This is a genomic window from Lacrimispora sinapis (assembly GCF_043633585.1).
Taxonomy (GTDB): Bacteria; Bacillota; Clostridia; order Lachnospirales; family Lachnospiraceae; genus Lacrimispora; species Lacrimispora sinapis.
In genome coordinates, this window is the sequence record NZ_CP141832.1 from 2,153,422 (window position 1) to 2,170,348 (window position 16,927).

At 43.6% G+C, this 16,927-nt stretch carries 19 protein-coding genes; 2 read left to right on the forward strand and 17 right to left on the reverse strand.

The features are described 5' to 3' along the window. Window positions 1-18 precede the first annotated feature (18 nt). The 15 genes from argS to coaBC form a co-directional block, all read right to left on the reverse strand. Entirely contained in the window at window positions 19-1,788 is a 1,770-nt protein-coding gene (gene argS, locus VIG27_RS10045; RefSeq protein ID WP_394522353.1) for an arginine--tRNA ligase, read from the reverse strand. Window positions 1,789-1,954: 166 nt separating this feature from the next. Then, window positions 1,955-2,512: an elongation factor P gene (gene efp / locus VIG27_RS10050; RefSeq protein ID WP_394522354.1), complete on the reverse strand. Its 558-nt coding sequence runs from the start codon at window positions 2,510-2,512 to the stop codon at window positions 1,955-1,957. A gap of 112 nt (window positions 2,513-2,624) precedes the next feature. Beyond that, complete coding sequence (aroQ, locus tag VIG27_RS10055; protein WP_394522355.1) at window positions 2,625-3,053, reverse strand: type II 3-dehydroquinate dehydratase; 429 nt, start codon at window positions 3,051-3,053, stop codon at window positions 2,625-2,627. Between the two features lie 109 nt (window positions 3,054-3,162). Then, window positions 3,163-3,678: a YqeG family HAD IIIA-type phosphatase gene (locus tag VIG27_RS10060; RefSeq protein ID WP_394522356.1), complete on the reverse strand. Its 516-nt coding sequence runs from the start codon at window positions 3,676-3,678 to the stop codon at window positions 3,163-3,165. Window positions 3,679-3,685: 7 nt separating this feature from the next. Further along, a complete protein-coding gene (gene nrdR, locus VIG27_RS10065) occupies window positions 3,686-4,138 on the reverse strand; it encodes a transcriptional regulator NrdR (protein WP_394522357.1) in 453 nt (150 codons plus the stop codon). 84 nt (window positions 4,139-4,222) lie between these two features. Then, the gene (locus VIG27_RS10070) at window positions 4,223-4,483 is read right to left on the reverse strand and encodes a PRC-barrel domain-containing protein (protein ID WP_394522358.1); all 261 of its coding nucleotides are present in this window, start codon (window positions 4,481-4,483) and stop codon (window positions 4,223-4,225) included. 64 nt (window positions 4,484-4,547) lie between these two features. Next, a complete protein-coding gene (locus VIG27_RS10075) occupies window positions 4,548-5,375 on the reverse strand; it encodes a DUF975 family protein (protein WP_394522359.1) in 828 nt (275 codons plus the stop codon). Continuing rightward, entirely contained in the window at window positions 5,375-5,773 is a 399-nt protein-coding gene (locus tag VIG27_RS10080; protein WP_394522360.1) for a hypothetical protein, read from the reverse strand. Before VIG27_RS10080 ends, VIG27_RS10075 begins: the two co-directional genes overlap by 1 nt. Before the next feature lie 158 nt (window positions 5,774-5,931). Continuing rightward, on the reverse strand, window positions 5,932-6,828 hold the full coding sequence (locus VIG27_RS10085) for a MetQ/NlpA family ABC transporter substrate-binding protein (protein ID WP_394522362.1): 897 nt from the start codon (window positions 6,826-6,828) through the stop codon (window positions 5,932-5,934). Window positions 6,829-6,872: 44 nt separating this feature from the next. Then, on the reverse strand, window positions 6,873-7,538 hold the full coding sequence (locus tag VIG27_RS10090) for a methionine ABC transporter permease (RefSeq protein WP_394522363.1): 666 nt from the start codon (window positions 7,536-7,538) through the stop codon (window positions 6,873-6,875). Then, window positions 7,528-8,550 carry a methionine ABC transporter ATP-binding protein gene (locus VIG27_RS10095; RefSeq protein WP_394522365.1) on the reverse strand — a complete coding sequence of 341 codons (1,023 nt, stop codon included), beginning with the start codon at window positions 8,548-8,550 and terminating at the stop codon, window positions 7,528-7,530. The genes VIG27_RS10090 and VIG27_RS10095 overlap by 11 nt, the downstream gene beginning before the upstream one ends. Before the next feature lie 339 nt (window positions 8,551-8,889). Beyond that, window positions 8,890-10,293, reverse strand: a complete 1,404-nt coding sequence (locus tag VIG27_RS10100; protein ID WP_394522367.1) for a Sapep family Mn(2+)-dependent dipeptidase — start codon at window positions 10,291-10,293, stop codon at window positions 8,890-8,892. An 18-nt stretch (window positions 10,294-10,311) separates the two neighbouring features. After that, the gene (locus VIG27_RS10105) at window positions 10,312-10,764 is read right to left on the reverse strand and encodes a GatB/YqeY domain-containing protein (RefSeq protein WP_394522368.1); all 453 of its coding nucleotides are present in this window, start codon (window positions 10,762-10,764) and stop codon (window positions 10,312-10,314) included. A gap of 53 nt (window positions 10,765-10,817) precedes the next feature. After that, window positions 10,818-12,407 (reverse strand): peptide chain release factor 3, encoded by a 1,590-nt coding sequence (locus tag VIG27_RS10110; protein WP_394522369.1) that lies wholly within the window; start codon window positions 12,405-12,407, stop codon window positions 10,818-10,820. A gap of 63 nt (window positions 12,408-12,470) precedes the next feature. Further along, window positions 12,471-13,691 (reverse strand): bifunctional phosphopantothenoylcysteine decarboxylase/phosphopantothenate--cysteine ligase CoaBC, encoded by a 1,221-nt coding sequence (coaBC, locus tag VIG27_RS10115; protein ID WP_394522370.1) that lies wholly within the window; start codon window positions 13,689-13,691, stop codon window positions 12,471-12,473. Window positions 13,692-13,775: 84 nt separating this feature from the next. Between coaBC and VIG27_RS10120 the strand changes: the two genes are divergently transcribed. Both VIG27_RS10120 and sigG read left to right on the forward strand, forming a co-directional pair. Further along, entirely contained in the window at window positions 13,776-14,543 is a 768-nt protein-coding gene (locus VIG27_RS10120) for a type III pantothenate kinase (RefSeq protein ID WP_394522371.1), read from the forward strand. 108 nt (window positions 14,544-14,651) lie between these two features. Next, entirely contained in the window at window positions 14,652-15,428 is a 777-nt protein-coding gene (sigG, locus tag VIG27_RS10125) for an RNA polymerase sporulation sigma factor SigG (RefSeq protein WP_394522372.1), read from the forward strand. A 59-nt stretch (window positions 15,429-15,487) separates the two neighbouring features. Here the strand turns inward: sigG and VIG27_RS10130 are convergent, their stop codons facing one another. After that, window positions 15,488-16,357, reverse strand: a complete 870-nt coding sequence (locus VIG27_RS10130) for a DUF3298 and DUF4163 domain-containing protein (RefSeq protein WP_394522373.1) — start codon at window positions 16,355-16,357, stop codon at window positions 15,488-15,490. 25 nt (window positions 16,358-16,382) lie between these two features. Continuing rightward, complete coding sequence (locus VIG27_RS10135; RefSeq protein WP_394522374.1) at window positions 16,383-16,853, reverse strand: RNA polymerase sigma factor; 471 nt, start codon at window positions 16,851-16,853, stop codon at window positions 16,383-16,385. Window positions 16,854-16,927: the final 74 nt, after the last annotated feature.

The window sequence follows — 16,927 nt, forward strand, 5'->3', positions numbered from 1 at the left end:
TTCACATCCGTTCGCTGCTTACATTCGTTCCGGAGCTTCAATCCCTAACACATAGATGCATTCGTTCAACACATCCTTGGTTAGACTGATCAAACGCACCCAGGAAGCCTGCTGTTTTTTATTTTCTTCGGAAATAATCTTTGTATCGTGATAAAACCGGTTAAATGCATTGGCAAGCTCATAGATATACTGACATATTTTATGAGGAGCAAGCTCTGCAAAACTTGTTTCCATGATCTCATTATAACGGGAAAGCTGCAGCATCAAATCCTTTTCAGCTCCGGAAACCGGTGCAAGAATCCGCACTTCCCCCTCATACTTATCATCCAGCTCCTGGTACTTTGCAAGAATTGATTTTATCCGTACAATGGTATAAAGGATATAGGGTCCTGTATTCCCTTCAAAGGACACAAAGCGGTCCATATCAAATATATAATCCTTAGATGCCTGATTGGACAAATCCCCGTACTTTAAAGCCGCAAGTCCTACGATCTTGGAAGTCTCTCTGGCTTCGTCTTCTGAAACCGTCCTGTTTTCCAAGATTTTTTCATAGGCAGCCTGGCAGATATCTTCAATCATGGTTTCCAGACGCATTACGCCTCCGTCTCTTGTCTTAAACGGCTTTCCATCCTTTCCATTCATGGTCCCAAAGCCAAGGTGGGACATCTTCTTATCCGGAGCCGTAAATCCTGCCTTCTTTGCCACACGGAACACCTGTATAAAGTGAAGTTCCTGACGTTTATCTGTAATGTAGATGTACCAGTCCGGTTTAATATCCCGTTCCCGCTCAATAATCGTTCCAAGATCAGAGGTGGAGTAAAGAGCCGCTCCATCGGATTTGCGGACAATACATGGAGGAAGTTCTTTGGAATCCCCCTCTTCTGCAATGTCTACCACCAGTGCGCCCTGGCTCTCATAGGCAAGTCCTTTGTCCTGCAGTTCCTTGATCAGTCCCGGAATATAAGGTTCCGCATCGCTTTCGCCCTTCCAAAGATCAAAGGAAACATCCAGATTCCCATAGTTTTTCTTTAAATCTGCGACGGATACGTTAAGAATATGCTGCCAGATGGCACGATATGGTTTATAGCCGTTTTGAAGCTTTAAAGTCGCATCATGGGCTCTTTTGCTGAATGCTTCATCTTCTTTTGATTTTATGCTTGCAGCCGGATAAATCTCCTCCAGCTCGCTGATGGTAAATGGCGGTTCTTTCGGATATTCTCCTTCAAAGGAGTCATCAAAATAAGGAAGTTCCGGTTTTCTGTCCTTTAATTCTTCAATAATAAGACCCATCTGAAGTCCCCAGTCTCCAAGATGGACATCGCCAATGACATGATGGCCCAAAAAGCGTCCCAGCCTTTTTATGCTTTCCCCGATGATGGCAGGACGGAGATGTCCCACATGGAGAGGCTTCGCCACATTGGCTCCGCCGTAATCCACCACAATGGTCAGCGGGTTTTCCACCTTTTCGCACCCGCACTGGTCTTCTCCTGCCATACCATTCATATAGTCTGCCAGATAGCCGGAATTAATCTTTAAGTTGATAAATCCCGGCATCACTGCGTCCACTGCAGAAAAAACGGGGCTGTCAGAAAGCTTAGCCACTACTTCTGCTGCAATATCGTACGGTTTCTTTTTATAAGCCTTTGCTGCTGCCATGGCTCCGTTGCACTGGTATTCACAAAGATCCGGGCGGTTGGATAAAGTAACCTTTGCATAGGCTTCCTCATATCCGCACTCCGCAAATGCAGCTTTCATCTCTGCCGTAATCAAATCAAGAATCTTTTTCATCCGTTCCTGGTCTCCTTTTTCTATATCCAGATATTTATAAGCTAAATATTAATTATATTACAAATAAGGTTAAAAATCAAATTCTTTTGTATGGTTTCTTCCAGTCTTTCCTGAATTCTTTTTAAAGCAAAAAAGACCGGGCTTCCCGGTCCTTTTTTCATTCTGATTAAACTCTTGACATATATTCACCAGTACGTGTATCGATTTTAATCTTATCCCCCTGCTCTACAAAAAGAGGAACATATACAACGGCTCCGGTCTCAACAGTAGCTGGCTTTGTAGCTCCCTGTGCGGTATCTCCCTTAAATCCTGGTTCTGTGTCTGTGATCACCAGCTCCACAAATAACGGAGGTTCTACAGAATATACTTTACCATTGTAAGAACATACCTTAACGTTCTCATTCTCTTTCACAAACTTCAATGCATCACCGATCACGTCAGGACCTAATGCCACCTGCTCGTAAGTATTTGTATCCATAAAGTTATGAAGATCTCCATCGGCATACAGATACTGCATGTCTACTCTGTCGATTCTTGCCTGTGGGAACTTTTCTGTCGGGCGGAATGTGCGTTCTACAACGCCGCCGTTTACCACATCTTTAATCTTTGTTCTTACGAATGCCGCACCCTTTCCAGGTTTTACGTGCTGGAACTCCATAATCTGATATACAGTACCCTCGATCTCCAATGTGATACCGTTTCTAAAATCACCCGCTGATATCATAAATGATATTCCTCCTTGAATTTCTCTTCTTAACCTTTTATATTCTATACTATAACAAACGCATTTTCAACCGTTTTTTTGCAAATATCTCCATTTTCTTACCCGAACAGGACTATTTGCCCGTTAAAAAGTCCATAGCAAGAACATACCCTTTCAGTCCCAGACCAACAACTTGTCCCGTACATACCGGCGCTGTTACAGACAAATGACGGAATTCTTCCCTTTTATGGACATTAGATATGTGAACTTCGATTTTTGGAATCTCCACGGAACCCAATGCATCCCTTAACGCATAGCTGTAATGGGTGAACGCTCCGGGATTAATAATGATCCCTTCCGTTCCATTATGATAAGCTTCCTGAATCTTATCTATCAGTCCGCCTTCATAATTGCTCTGATAGATCTCCAGTTCATGGCCTTCTGTCTCCGCTTTTTTTGTAAGCATGGAAACCAGAGCCCCGTAGTCTTCGGTGCCGTATATTCCTTTTTCACGAATTCCCAAAAAGTTTAAATTTGGCCCGTTTAATATCAAAATCTTCATGTTCTCAGCGCTGCCTTTCCTCACATCTTATAACTCCAGGCAAAGCAGCTCTTTAGATTTCTTTTTATTATATCCCTAAAAGCGGTCTTTTACCCGGAAAAATGTTCTTTTAAAATGATATATCACCTTTTTTATCTCTGTGATAGAAATATAACACAATGGCTTCCAATGCCCTCTTTAAGACAATCTGGATTTCTTCTTTTGGATCAATGGGCTTTACCAGTATATTGTGTATTCCGGCTCTTTTTGCGCCATACACATCCGTAAAAAGCTGATCGCCGACGAAAACCGTATTTTTCACATCGGTTCCCATCAATTCCATGGCTTTCTGATAGCCTTTTATTCCAGGCTTGTTCCCCCGGAATATATAACGGGGGCTTCCCACTGCTTTTGCAAAGGAAGCCACTCTTGGTTCTTTGTTATTTGATAAGAGACAGGTTTTCAGCCCTATTTCCTGCAAATGTAAAAAGAGATTTTTCGCTCTTTCATCTGCAGGTGCACCATGAGGAACCAGCGTATTGTCAATATCAAAAATAACACCCCGGATTCCGCTTTTGTATAAACGTTCAAAGGGTATGTCATACGTGGATACCACGTCTTCATCGGGATAGAATGTCTTTAACATAAATCTCCTACTTCTTTAACAGTTTTCCTATTTCTTCTATAAATGTATTCACATCTTTGAATTCCCTGTAGACGGAAGCAAAGCGGACGTAAGCCACTTCGTCTATCTCCTGGAGCTTTTTCATCACAAGTTCTCCAATGACAGTGCTTTCCACTTCTTTTTCTTCCCGGTTGAACACCTGCGTCTCCACATCATCAACCATAAAATCAATCTGCTGGGATGAAACCGGCCTCTTATGGCAGGAATGAAGAATTCCTGATTCTATTTTTGAACGGTCATAAACCTCTCTGGAACGATCTTTTTTAATTACCATGAGAGGCATGGTCTCAAGCTTCTCATAAGTGGTAAAGCGTTTACCGCATTTTTCACACTGCCTGCGCCGCCTGATGGAACTATTGTCATCTGCTGGTCTGGAATCAATGACTTTTGTATCTGCTTCATTGCAAAATGGACATTTCACGCCTCTATCCTCCTGTCTTACGGACTGTATCTATATTATGTATATCATAACTTACATTCCGCAGATTCGCAAGCCCATCTTCTACTATACCCCGCATTTTTCCGTGGCTTTATCCAAATCCACATTGACAAGTATAATATCCGGACCGACTTGCCTTATATCACAGAAGGGAATGACATATTCTTTTTCCCTAACCAAAAATCCGCAAAAGCATCCGGGGCCAGGCACAATTATGGATAAAAGGCACCCCGACTCCATATCAAAATCCACATCGCCCACATAACCCAGACGTTTGCAGTCACAGATATTAATCACTTCTTTTGTCTTGAGATCAGAAATGCGCATAGAATTCACCTCCTGCACTGCTTAGTGTATTCTATGCGCATAAAAGCCGTATGACACGGTTTTATCACCAATTTTCCTGATGCCTCATGGATTCGTAAGAATCCTCCGGCAGTCTGGTATAAGTTTTTGATGTCTGCTGCTCTTTTATATCCAGATAAAATTCTGTCAAGGTGGCATGAATATAAGGTAAAATCCAAAGGAAACCGATACACATGGAGAAATATCCCAATATCATCATTCCGATAAAGCTTAAATAAATATAAAAGAGACGTCCCTTGTTTCCTCTCATCATCTCAACACTTTCCCGAACACTTTGAAGCACGCCCTTATCCGTAGCTTCTATCAGGATATACGTGGACTGGGATAAATAAATGGAACTGATTACGGTACCTGCCAGAAGTAAAACATACATCAGAACCAAAAGCACTGCCATTACCGGCAAAAAATCCGTAATAACTGCAACCACAAACACAACAAGGTAAGGTATCGCACATACAAATCCGATTAATACCCGGATCATATAAAGACCCAAAAATTTCATAGGTTTGTTTTTCAGTCCAAAAAGCAGGTCTGAAAATCCAGGATTCCGGTTTGTGCTTATATGATAATATAGCTTTAAAATTCCAGGTGCCAATAGCCCCATGGCTGCCATCATTATGATAGAAAAGAAAACAATGATGATCTGCATGATAATAGATCCGGCTACGGATTCGCTTCCGCCGATAAATAACGATGCGTTGGCAATCCCAATAAATAACGCGCATATAAAATAGATCATAATAAACACAGCCGCAACGGCAGAGAGGATCAATTCTGTACCGACACACAGACCATATCGGCCCTTTAATCTGGCCTTTGCCCGCTTTTTCAGTTCTGCAGATGTGGTTTTCATTAAAAAGCACCTCCTGTGTTATATTCCCCCGCAGCAACAAGTATGAGAAATACAATTCCTAACAGCACTGCCAGCACGATACCGATGACAGAGGTGATCAAACCGGCCATTGCATAGCCCTCGAACCGGTCCTCTGTCTTGGAAAGAAGTGCAAAGATGATTCCCAGGCTGCCGAATATGAAACCTCCGTAACAACAGGAAGTAACTATACCTATAATTCCCATAACCAGAGATGCCAGAGCCATGTTGCTCTGAGATGATCTTACCGGCTGCTTTGGCATCTCCTGATAATTCCAATCTCTATTCACTTCTTCCAATTTTAAAGGCTCAGGACGGGTATCCTGCTCCAAACCGGCAGAAGGTCCGTCGTAATATCCGTTTTGATGATCCTGATCCATGTATTATCAACTCCCTTTTTTTGTCATAATACAAAGATTATACAATAAATACCAGGATATGTAAAACTAATCTTTTGCATCTCATCTATTTCCGACAAAATAAAACGCTGCAAAAGCAACAAATGCCTGCTCTGCAGCGTTTTTTATTGGTATCGTTATTAGAAGGAAGGAACAACTGCTCCGTCATAGGTATCTTCAATAAATTTCTTAACCGTATCGCTTGTTAAGGCTTCTACAAGTGCTGTTGTTTTTTCGCTCTTTTCCTCGCCCTCACGAACCGCAATGATATTGCTGTAACGGGTCGCTGCAGCTGACTTGGCATCTTCGACAGCCAATGCATCAGATACCTTTAAGCCTGCTTCAATGGCATAGTTGCCATTAATAACTGCAACATCCACATCACCTAAAGAACGGGGAAGCTGAGCTGCTTCTACTTCAACAATCTTTAAATTCTTATCATTCTTAACGATATCATTCTTGGTAGCTTCAAGTCCCACCCCTTCTTTCAGTTCGATCAGACCATTGTCTGCAAGGAGCAGAAGGGCTCTTGCTTCATTGGAAACATCGTTTGGAACTGCAATCTGAGCACCATCTGCAAGGGCATCAAGAGATGCTGTTTTGCCTGCATAAATACCGAATGGCTCATAATGAATGGAGGCAGCACTTATGAGAGTGGTTTTATTCTCCTCATTGAACTGATCCAGATATGGCTGATGCTGAAAATAGTTTGCATCCAGATCACCGGAATCAAGAGCCAGGTTTGGCTGGACGTAATCGGTATATTCTTTTATGACCAGATCATAGCCTTTTTCTTTTAATACCTCCTTCGCAGCCTTTAAAATCTCTGCATGAGGTGCAGGGGTTGCGCCGACAACGATCTTTTTCAGCTCACCGTCAGACTCCGCTTTGGAATCTGCCGCAGTCGTATCTCCTGCTTTCGTAGTTTCTGCTTTCGTTTCTCCTGCTGTAGCAGGTGATTGGCTTTTTCCTGAACATGCGGTCAGAGCACCTGCTGCAAGCAATGCTGCGGTAAGAACATAAAATGTTTTTTTCATAATTTTTCCTCCTTTAATTTATATGGTAACGCCTTTGGCTGTTACTATTTGATTCTCTTATCGCTGACTCTGGAAAGCTTCATTCCCGCCTCCTGAATGATCTGTACAATGACAACCAGTATTACCACGGTCGCAAACATCATTCCTGTCTGGTAACGGTAATAACCGTATTTAATCGCTATGTCTCCAAGTCCGCCGCCGCCTACGAAACCGGACATGGCAGAATAACTAAGTATGGTGGTCACAGACAGGGCGGCCCCCACCAAAAGAGATGGTTTTGCTTCCGGCAGAAGAACTTTCCATATAATCTGGAACGTAGATGCCCCCATGGATTTGGCTGCTTCAATCACTCCCGGGTCCACTTCCTTAAAAGAAGACTCCACCACACGGGCCACATAAGGAGCGGAAGCAATGACCAACGGGGGAATGACCGCTTTTGCACCTAACGTGGTTCCCACAATGACCTTTGTGATAGGAATTACCATAATCAGCAAAATGATAAACGGCACAGAGCGGAGAAGGTTAATGACCAGTCCCAGAATTCTCTGAAACCACGGAATGGGATAAATGCCGTTTTTATCAGTGACAATGAGAATGATTCCCAAAGGGATTCCAATCAGATAGGAAAAAAAGGAGGAAGTAAAAGTCATGAACAGAGTCTCCCATATTCCCAGCTTTAACATATCAAAAGTCGCTGCATCAAATATCATAATCCGTCACCTCCTCATGGGTTATTTTTGCTGTTTTTAAGTAATTTAATATACGGTTCTGATCCACTTCGTCTTCCGGAAGCTGGATGACCATCTGACCCATGGCGGTTCCGTTAATATCTTTTGTCTCCGCATGGATGATATTGACCGGTACTTTGCAGGCAAGGATCATATTGGACAGGACCGGTTCAAATGAAGAACGACCGTCAAAAGTGATTCTCACCATCTTTGAATGGCCGAATCGTACCGCATGTTCTGCGGCATCTCCTAAAATAAGCTGCCGGCCGATCTTTGATTTCGGACCGGAGAAGATGTCAGAAACACTTCCCACTTCTGCAATATGGCTTTGGTCTATGATCGCCACCCGGTCACAGATCGCTTCTATTACAGCCATCTCATGTGTAATGACCACAACCGTTACTCCAAGGTTTTTATTGATTTCCTTTAACAGGCCAAGTATGGATTTGGTGGTATTGGGATCGAGCGCACTGGTGGCTTCATCACAAAGAAGGATCTTCGGATTGGTTGCCAAAGCTCTGGCAATGGCAACTCTCTGCTTCTGTCCTCCGGAAAGCTGGGACGGATAAGCCTTTGCCCGGTCTTTTAAACCTACCAGCTCCAGCAGCTCCATGGCCCGGTCCACGGCTTCCTTTTTCTGCACACGGGCTATTTCAAGAGGAAAGCATACATTTTGAAGTACGTTCCTCTGGGCCAGCAAATTAAACTGCTGAAAGATCATTCCCATGGACTGCCTGGCCAGTCTCTGCTCCCGCGGCCTCATGGCGGATAAACTTTTATTTTCAAAAAGCACCGTTCCTGAGGTTGGTACCTCCAAATAGTTGATACAGCGGACTAATGTACTTTTTCCGGCTCCGCTTAAACCGATTATTCCAAAAATCTCTCCCCGTTCGATGGAAAGATTGATATCATCCAGTGCTTTAATGGGACCGTTTGAGGTATGAAATTCTTTACCAAGCCCTACCAGCTCTATGATTGGTTCTGCTGACTGCATGTGTCTGTTTCCTTTCTTTCAGGTAAAAAAAGGCCGCAAGTCCTGCACAGACTTGCGACCTGATAATTCCCGCGTTTCGCTGATCCTGGCGAATTCAATCACAATCCATACAAATGAAACTTATTATCGGTTTTTTACGCACTCTGACATACAACACATCTTCATACACATGCCGTCTATCCGATCCATATTCATCTGCATAGCTTTTGATTGATTCATGGCAGCTACTCCTTCCCTGATTCCTATAGTAAAAGTAGGAATTGTTTTATGAGGCGTATTTTACGCTTTCATCCTGTATTTGTCAATACTATTTCAAAATGTTGAATCATTTTCTAATTCTTAGGAACAAAGATCGACAATTACCTGTGCAAATATTTTGGCACTTACAACAAGTTCTTCTACAACGGCAAATTCATCCGCCCCATGCATCCGGTTATCAGTCTCCGGCATAGAGGCTCCGAATGCGACTCCGTTCTTCAGATCATGGACATAGGTTCCGCCGCCCATGGACAAGCATTCGCCCTTTCTTCCGGTATAGCCTTCGTACGCATTCAAAAGGGTCTTTATAAATTCTGAATCTGGGTCTACATGATGAGGAGGTCTCATGGAGTCGTTATGAAGAGTAAAGCCTTGATCCTTCATTCTCTTTTTTACTACCTGAAGCACATTCTCCTCATTGGAACAGATCGGGCAGCGGCTGTCAAAGGTTCCTTCCAGACCTGAATCTGTTACTTTCAGCAAACTGAAGGCAAGCGTTAAGTCCCCGGAGATTTCATCTCCCATAGCGATGCCCAGTGCCTTTCCTTTCGTATCCCCGTGAGGGATCAGATCATGGAGTCTGCGAAGCATGGTCACCTGCGGACATTCTGCCAGCGGAAGCTTTAACAGATAATAAAGAAGTCCGGTGAGGGCGTTGTTGCCTTCCTCCGGAGTGGAAGCATGAGCGCCTTTGCCAATGGCAGTTATGACAGCCCGCTCTCCTTCCATCTTAATCTCATAACGGATCTTGGTGGTCACTTCTACTTCGTCTGCAACCTTGCGAAGTATTGTTTCCTCAATCCCTGCAACGACTGCGGATACCTTTCCGGGAACCACATTGACTTTAATTCCGGCATCCAGTTCCACAATCTTAGGGAGTTTGTCCGAAGGCTCCCACTCTGCGGTAAAATGTCCGTTCAGACCGCCCTTTTCTGTATTCACCACCGGAAACGCTCCGTCAGGAGAAAATGTCATAGGTGCTTCCTTTTCGACTGCATAATAATGAGCGATGTCAGAGCTTCCGCATTCCTCATCGGTTCCAAGAATCAGGCGCACATTCTTGCTTAAAGGAATCTGAAGATCCTTTACGGCTCTCATAGCATAAAGAGATGCAACTGCAGGCCCTTTATCATCCGAGGTTCCGCGGCCAAAAATCTTTCCGTTCTTTACAACAGGTTCAAATGGTTCTGTTTCCTTCCAGCCTTCTCCAGCGGGAACCACATCGAGATGGGCCAGGATATCAAGCTGTGTGTCTTTGTCATTCAAGTCCACAGTCCCAACATAGTTGTCATAGTTATTAATGGAAAACCCATAGGATTCTGCCATGGCAAGTGCTTCGGTCAAAGCCTCAAAAGCGCCCGGACCAAAAGGCATTCCTTCTTTATAAGGCATCTTTTCACTATTGATCCTGCACAGCCTGCAGATATCTTCCAGCATTTCCTGCTTATGCGCCTCGATATATTCTTCTATTTCCTTCTTATACATAAACACCGCCTCTTTTCTTTACTTCATCAGCCCTGCCAGAACTTCATTGACTACCTTGCCGTCTGCCTTTCCTTTTACCTTTGGCATCAGGACTTTCATGATCTTTCCCTTATCTGCCGGGGTTGGAACTTCAATGCCCAGTTCAGCAAGAACAGAATCAATGATTTCCCTGATCTGCTCCTCGCTCATATCCTCGGGGGCAAATTCCTTATAAACTGCAATACGAAGAGCTGCCTCTTCCCTGATATCATCTCTGTCTGCAGGTGCCAGCTCATAAGTTTCCTGGGTCTGCTTAATTTCCTTTTTCACGATCGCATTGGCTTCTTCTTCTGTAATCGGAGTATGGTCCTTCTTGTCAATCTCAAAATTTTTCAGTGCTGCAAGAAGCATGGATAACGCATCTTTCCTCTGCTTGTCTTTTGCTTTCATGGCCTCTACCATAGCTGCTCTTACTTCATCAATCTTACTCATCGTTCTTCCTCCTTAAATGTTCTATATTATTACCGGTCTTTTCATTCCAGGATCTAGCTGCGGCCAAATTCAGAAAGTTCCAGTCCCGGATTACGCTCCAATACCATTCCCACACTCCAGCTGTTGACAAACAAAAGAAGAGGATTGTCTTTTAAATCCTTGATCCGTTTCATATCAGAAGTTCCCTGGATTTTTGCCACATCAATTTCATTACTATTCACAACCCAGCGGATATATTCATATGGAAGCTTCTCAAGCTTTACTTCCACATTGTACTCATTCTCCAGACGGTAGGTCAGAACTTCAAACTGGAGTTCTCCCACCACGCCGACAATGATTTCTTCCATACCGGTATTGAATTCCTGGAAAATCTGAATGGCTCCTTCCTGAGCGATCTGATTAACCCCTTTGATGAACTGTTTTCTCTTCATGGTATCCATCTGGCGCACTCTGGCAAAATGCTCCGGAGCAAACGTAGGGATTCCTTCATATTCAAACTTTTCACTGGATTTGCAAAGAGTATCTCCAATGGAGAAAATCCCAGGATCAAATACACCGATGATATCTCCTGCATAAGCCTCTTCCACAATCTTCCGGTCCTGGGCCATCATCTGCTGGGGCTGAGATAACCGCAGCTTTTTTCCGCCCTGTACGTGATTGACCTCCATGCCTGCTTCAAATTTACCGGAAACGATTCTCATAAATGCGATCCGGTCTCTGTGGGCCTTGTTCATATTGGCCTGAATCTTAAAAACAAAAGCGGAGAAATCCTCTTCAAAGGGATCCACCACTCCGGTGGTTGTAAGCCTTGGCAGAGGAGAAGTTGTCATTTGAAGAAAATGCTGCAAAAATGTCTCAACACCGAAGTTTGTCAATGCGGAGCCGAAAAACACGGGAGATAAGTCTCCTTTGCTGACACGCTCCATGTCCAGCTCATCACTGGCACCATCAAGCAGTTCGATCTCATCCATCAGCTGCTTGTGAAATGCTTCCCCGATCAGATCATCAACACCGGAATCTCCCAGCTTGACTTCTGTGGATTCCACTTCCTTTTGTCCGTTCATGGCTGCACGGTAAGTGGTGATGGTTTCTTTATGCCGGTCGTAAACGCCTTTGAAATCTCTGCCGCAGCCGATGGGCCAATTGACCGGACAGGTGCGGATTCCAAGTACATTTTCAATTTCATCCATCAGTTCAAAGGGATCTCTTGCCTCCCGGTCCATCTTGTTGATAAAGGTAAAAATCGGGATGTGGCGCATGACACACACCTTAAACAGCTTAATGGTCTGTGCCTCCACACCTTTTGAGCCGTCAATGACCATGACTGCGGAATCGGCTGCCATAAGTGTCCGGTAAGTGTCCTCAGAGAAGTCCTGATGTCCAGGCGTGTCCAGAATGTTAATGCAGAATCCGTCGTAATTAAACTGCAGTACGGAAGAGGTGACGGAAATACCTCTCTCTTTCTCTATTTCCATCCAGTCGGAAACTGCATGTTTGGCACCTTTTCTTCCTTTTACAGTACCGGCCAGATTAATCGCCCCTCCATAAAGAAGAAACTTCTCGGTCAGTGTGGTCTTTCCTGCATCCGGATGGGAAATGATGGCAAATGTTCTTCTCTTTTTAATTTCTTCCGCTATATTCACAAAAATAGTTCCTCCAATTATACGTCTAAGTCTTGTCTATTGTAGTATGATTCCTGCCATAAGTCAAGATTCACTGTCGGTGAAACCATCCACCGTTTCCCTGGAAAATATCTCGTCAAGAAGCTTATGCGCCACTTCCTCTTTGGTCATCTTTTCCAATTCCATTTCTTTTTCTCTGGTAATAATGGTCACCACATTGGTATCCGTTCCAAATCCGGCTCCTGCTGTCTTTAAGTTATTGGCTACGATCATATCAATGTTTTTTTTCTCAAGCTTTGCCCGTGAATTTTCCAGCATATTCTGTGTTTCCATGGAAAATCCGCACAAAAACTGTCCAGACTTCCGGTGGCTGCCCAGCCACTTCAGGATATCGTCCGTCCGTTCAAGCTCGATGGACATGTCACCGTCTTTTTTCTTGGTCTTTTCAGTTCCTGCATGCTTTGGCCGGTAATCTGCCACTGCGGCCGCTTTGATGATAGCATCCTGATCCTCATAGCGGCTGGTTACGGCATCAAACATTTCCTTTGCGCTTTTGACCTCGATCACATTTACAAAGGGCGGCTTTTGCGTTTCTGTTTTCCCCGTCACAAGAGTCACTTCTGCGCCTCTTAAGGAAGCTGCCCTGGCAACGGCATATCCCATCTTGCCGGTGGAGTGATTGGTAATATAGCGGATTGGATCAATGGCCTCCATGGTAGGACCGGCGGTGACCAGGAGTTTTTTACCGTTCAAGTCTTTTTTATATGCAGCTTCCTTTTCGATAAATTGGTATAATACCTCCGGTTCCGGCATCTTTCCCGCTCCTGTATCTCCGCAGGCAAGATAACCGACTGCCGGGTTTATCACCTCCATCCCATAGGATGCACATATCTTTAAATTATCCTGAACAATGGGATTTTCATACATATTGGTATTCATGGCCGGTGCAATTATTTTTTTGCATTTGCATGCCAGCACCGTAGTGGTCAGCATGTCATCTGCCAACCCATGGGCCAGCTTTGCAACTATATTGGCGCTGGCTGGTGCGACCATGACCACATCCGCCAGTTTGGCCAGTGATACGTGTTCCACGCTGTACTGGAAATTCCGGTCGAACGTATCCACCAGGCATTTATTGCCGGTCAAGGTCTCAAAAGTAATCGGATTGATAAAATTCGTGGCATTTTGTGTCATAAGGACATGCACATGACAGCCCTTTTTCATCAGCATGCTGGCGAGTGATGCTATTTTATAGGCCGCAATGCTGCCTGTTACTCCTAAAATAATATTTTTTCCTTTCAGCATAAGCGCCTCCCGTTGTTTTTCGTCTAAAAATGTGATACTCTACAGTATAGCATAAGAAAAAAAAGTTGAAAAGGAGTTCCCTCTATGATTTTAGCCATTGATTTAGGAAACAGCAATATCGTCATAGGAGGCATCGACAATACCAGAACTTATTTTGTAGAGCGAGTTACTACCAATCATGGAAAAACCGAATTGGAGTATGCGGTTAATATAAAAGACATTATGGAAATTCACCACTACCCGCTTTCTGCCATTGAAGGTGCAATCATTTCTTCTGTTGTTCCTCCGCTTACGGATGTTGTCAGCTCTGCCGTTAAAAAAATAACAGGCAAAACACCTCTCTTAGTAGGACCCGGAATGAAGACCGGACTGAACATAATGATGGACAACCCCAAAACCGTGGGAAGCGATCTAATTGTTGATGCAGTCGCCGCTTTAAAGAATTATCCCGCTCCTATTATAATCATTGATATGGGGACCGCTACGACCATGTCTGTAATCGACCAGGCAGGCAATTACACCGGCGGAATCATCTTTCCGGGGCTGCGGGTATCCCTTGATTCTTTGAGCAGCCGGACTGCCCAGCTGCCCTACATCGGATTAAACAGCCCATCAAAAATTATCGGCAAAAACACCATAGAATGTATGAAAAGCGGAATTCTTTACGGCAATGCCGCCATGATCGACGGAGTGATCGACCGCATGGAGGAGGAGCTGAAAGCAACTGCCACCATTGTTGCCACCGGAGGACTTGCCTCCAACGTCATCCCACTGTGCCGTCATAAAATTTATTTGGACGACGCACTTTTATTAAAAGGATTATTGATCTTATACGAAAAAAATAATCAGTAACCGGACCGACCAAAAACTGGAAATAAAATTTACCCCCGCTATCGTATAAAAGCCCTCCATTGAGTACATCATTTCTATAGAGAATAAAGATGATGCGGAGGGAAAGATATGTCTGGATACAAAGTAGAAATTTGTGGCGTCAATACTTCCAAACTGCCTCTTCTGAGCAACGAGGAGAAGGAAGTACTGTTCAAACGGATACTTAACGGGGATAAAAAAGCCCGTGAAGATTACATCAAAGGAAACTTAAGACTGGTTCTCAGTGTCATACAGCGTTTTTCCGGCAGCAGCGAAAACGTGGACGATTTATTTCAGATTGGGTGCATCGGCTTGATCAAGGCGATTGATAATTTTGATATTACGCAGAACGTCAGGTTTTCCACCTATGCAGTTCCTATGATTCTCGGAGAAGTAAGACGTTATCTCCGGGACAATAACTCCATACGTGTCAGCCGTTCCCTGCGTGATACCGCTTATAAAGCCATTTATGCCAAAGAAAATTTGATGAAAAAGAACTTAAAGGAACCCACTCTCATGGAAATAGCCGATGAAATCGGCGTGAGCAAGGAAGACATAACCTATGCTTTAGACGCAATCCAAAGCCCGGTCAGCCTTTATGAACCGGTTTATTCCGACGGCGGAGATCCTCTCTTTGTCATGGACCAGATCAGTGACAAAAAAAATCTGGAAGAAAACTGGGTGGAGGACATTTCCTTAAACGAAGCAATGAGACGGCTTCCGGAAAGAGAGCGACATATCATCGACATGCGCTTTTTTGAAGGCAAGACCCAGACTGAGGTGGCCGAAGAGATCCATATCAGTCAGGCCCAGGTAAGCCGTCTGGAAAAAAATGCTTTAAAGACTATGAAAAATTACCTGTCTTAAAACCATACAAAGCATAAGCCCACCTTTAGAATCCAAAGGCAGGCTTATCCTACATATTCTTATAATCCGGTTACCGAGTTCGGTATGGTAAACTCTACTGCACCCATATAACCAGGTGCGACTTCATATTCGTCAAATACAATCACAATTTCCCCTTTATCATTAAAGTAATAACTTTCATCACCTTTTATTCCGGTAAAACCATCTTCGTCATGTTCCTGTGAGTGATAAAAATAGATTTTTGAATCATCAGAAGCCATCTGTTCTTTCATCTGCTTTTTAATATTTTCTCCGATTCCATTCAGTACATCTTCTTTTCCTCGAAACAGATCTTTCAGTGTGACAACATTCCCCGTAGACTTATCTATGGTAAATATCTTCACATACTCCGCACCGCTGGCCATGATAACGGTCGTATTGATCCGCAAAGACAAATACTTTTTATTATCCGTTACCACTTCGTATCCGGAAGTCACAGAATAGTGCCCCTTGCCTGCCAGATTTTCTGTAACCTGTTTTTCATATTCTCTTATGAGCTGGTTTGCATATTCTTCAATGGAATGATTGACCTTGTAATTGTCATTGTTGTCAATGGAAACCTTAGGTATGTCAATTTTAGCTTCATAATTCTCATTCATATCCTCAAAAGTACGGAATGTCACAACTTTGGCAATTGCGCCAAGAACCGGAATCCCTTCCATAGCATTGGCCGTAACAGGGCTTGCATTTGCCATAATTGTAATAAGTGCAGCAGCGGCGGCGGCTGACACGGCTGAACGTTTGGTAATTTTAATCATTTGTATCTTTTTCTTTTCTCTTTTTCCTTTGTCTATTCCATCTATCACGGCGTTCCGGGCAGCCTGGGGTACCGGAATAGTTTCATAGCTGTCTTTCATTTTTAAAAGCTTATCTTTGTCACTGTATTCCATAATCACGGCTCCTTTCTTAGGTAAATTACGGTTCCAATGCTATTTTTAGTTTTTTAAGTGCACGGTAAAGCCTGCTTTTTACGGTACTGACATTCATATCCATTACTTCTGCAATCTCTTCGAGCTTCCACTCTTCCAAATATTTTAGCATGACAATGGTCCGGTCTTTTTCTTCCAGGACTGTTAAAAGTTCTAACGGATCATCTTCCCGGTATTGGTCTTCATGAGGAGCTTCTACGTCCAGAAGGCTTACCTCTATCCGCTTTCTATTTCTGAGAAAATCAATGGCTGTATGTATCACGATTCGGTAAATCCAGGTTGATAGAAAACTTCTCTCCCTTACTTTATCCAACTCTTTGATTGCCCGATATGCACTTTCCTGGACAATATCCAGGGCATCCTGCTCATTCTTTACATAGCTGTAGGCAAGCCTGTAATACTTCTCATAATTGGTTATGAGTAAGTTCTCTGCTTCCGCTTCAATCTTTTGTTTCATCTCTTCCTCCTCTCCAGGTTCTACTTATTAGACGTTATAAATCTAAAAAAGTTTCAATAATTATATAAAAAAGG

Excerpts from the sequence above, each read along its gene's own strand:
- efp (WP_394522354.1), bottom strand. The coding sequence starts at position 2,512 with ATGATATCAGCGGGTGATTTTAGAAACGGTATCACATTGGAGATCGAG.
- VIG27_RS10090 (WP_394522363.1), bottom strand. The coding sequence starts at position 7,538 with ATGATATTTGATGCAGCGACTTTTGATATGTTAAAGCTGGGAATATGG.
- aroQ (WP_394522355.1), bottom strand. The coding sequence starts at position 3,053 with ATGAAGATTTTGATATTAAACGGGCCAAATTTAAACTTTTTGGGAATT.
- VIG27_RS10095 (WP_394522365.1), bottom strand. The coding sequence starts at position 8,550 with ATGCAGTCAGCAGAACCAATCATAGAGCTGGTAGGGCTTGGTAAAGAA.
- VIG27_RS10135 (WP_394522374.1), bottom strand. The coding sequence starts at position 16,853 with ATGAAACAAAAGATTGAAGCGGAAGCAGAGAACTTACTCATAACCAAT.
- sigG (WP_394522372.1), top strand. The coding sequence starts at position 14,652 with ATGTCTGGATACAAAGTAGAAATTTGTGGCGTCAATACTTCCAAACTG.
- VIG27_RS10105 (WP_394522368.1), bottom strand. The coding sequence starts at position 10,764 with ATGAGTAAGATTGATGAAGTAAGAGCAGCTATGGTAGAGGCCATGAAA.
- VIG27_RS10130 (WP_394522373.1), bottom strand. The coding sequence starts at position 16,357 with ATGGAATACAGTGACAAAGATAAGCTTTTAAAAATGAAAGACAGCTAT.
- VIG27_RS10070 (WP_394522358.1), bottom strand. The coding sequence starts at position 4,483 with ATGCGCATTTCTGATCTCAAGACAAAAGAAGTGATTAATATCTGTGAC.
- VIG27_RS10120 (WP_394522371.1), top strand. The coding sequence starts at position 13,776 with ATGATTTTAGCCATTGATTTAGGAAACAGCAATATCGTCATAGGAGGC.
- argS (WP_394522353.1), bottom strand. The coding sequence starts at position 1,788 with ATGAAAAAGATTCTTGATTTGATTACGGCAGAGATGAAAGCTGCATTT.
- coaBC (WP_394522370.1), bottom strand. The coding sequence starts at position 13,691 with ATGCTGAAAGGAAAAAATATTATTTTAGGAGTAACAGGCAGCATTGCG.
- VIG27_RS10100 (WP_394522367.1), bottom strand. The coding sequence starts at position 10,293 with ATGTATAAGAAGGAAATAGAAGAATATATCGAGGCGCATAAGCAGGAA.
- VIG27_RS10075 (WP_394522359.1), bottom strand. The coding sequence starts at position 5,375 with ATGAAAACCACATCTGCAGAACTGAAAAAGCGGGCAAAGGCCAGATTA.
- VIG27_RS10085 (WP_394522362.1), bottom strand. The coding sequence starts at position 6,828 with ATGAAAAAAACATTTTATGTTCTTACCGCAGCATTGCTTGCAGCAGGT.
- VIG27_RS10060 (WP_394522356.1), bottom strand. The coding sequence starts at position 3,678 with ATGTTAAAGACATTCTATCCCGATGAAGACGTGGTATCCACGTATGAC.
- VIG27_RS10080 (WP_394522360.1), bottom strand. The coding sequence starts at position 5,773 with ATGGATCAGGATCATCAAAACGGATATTACGACGGACCTTCTGCCGGT.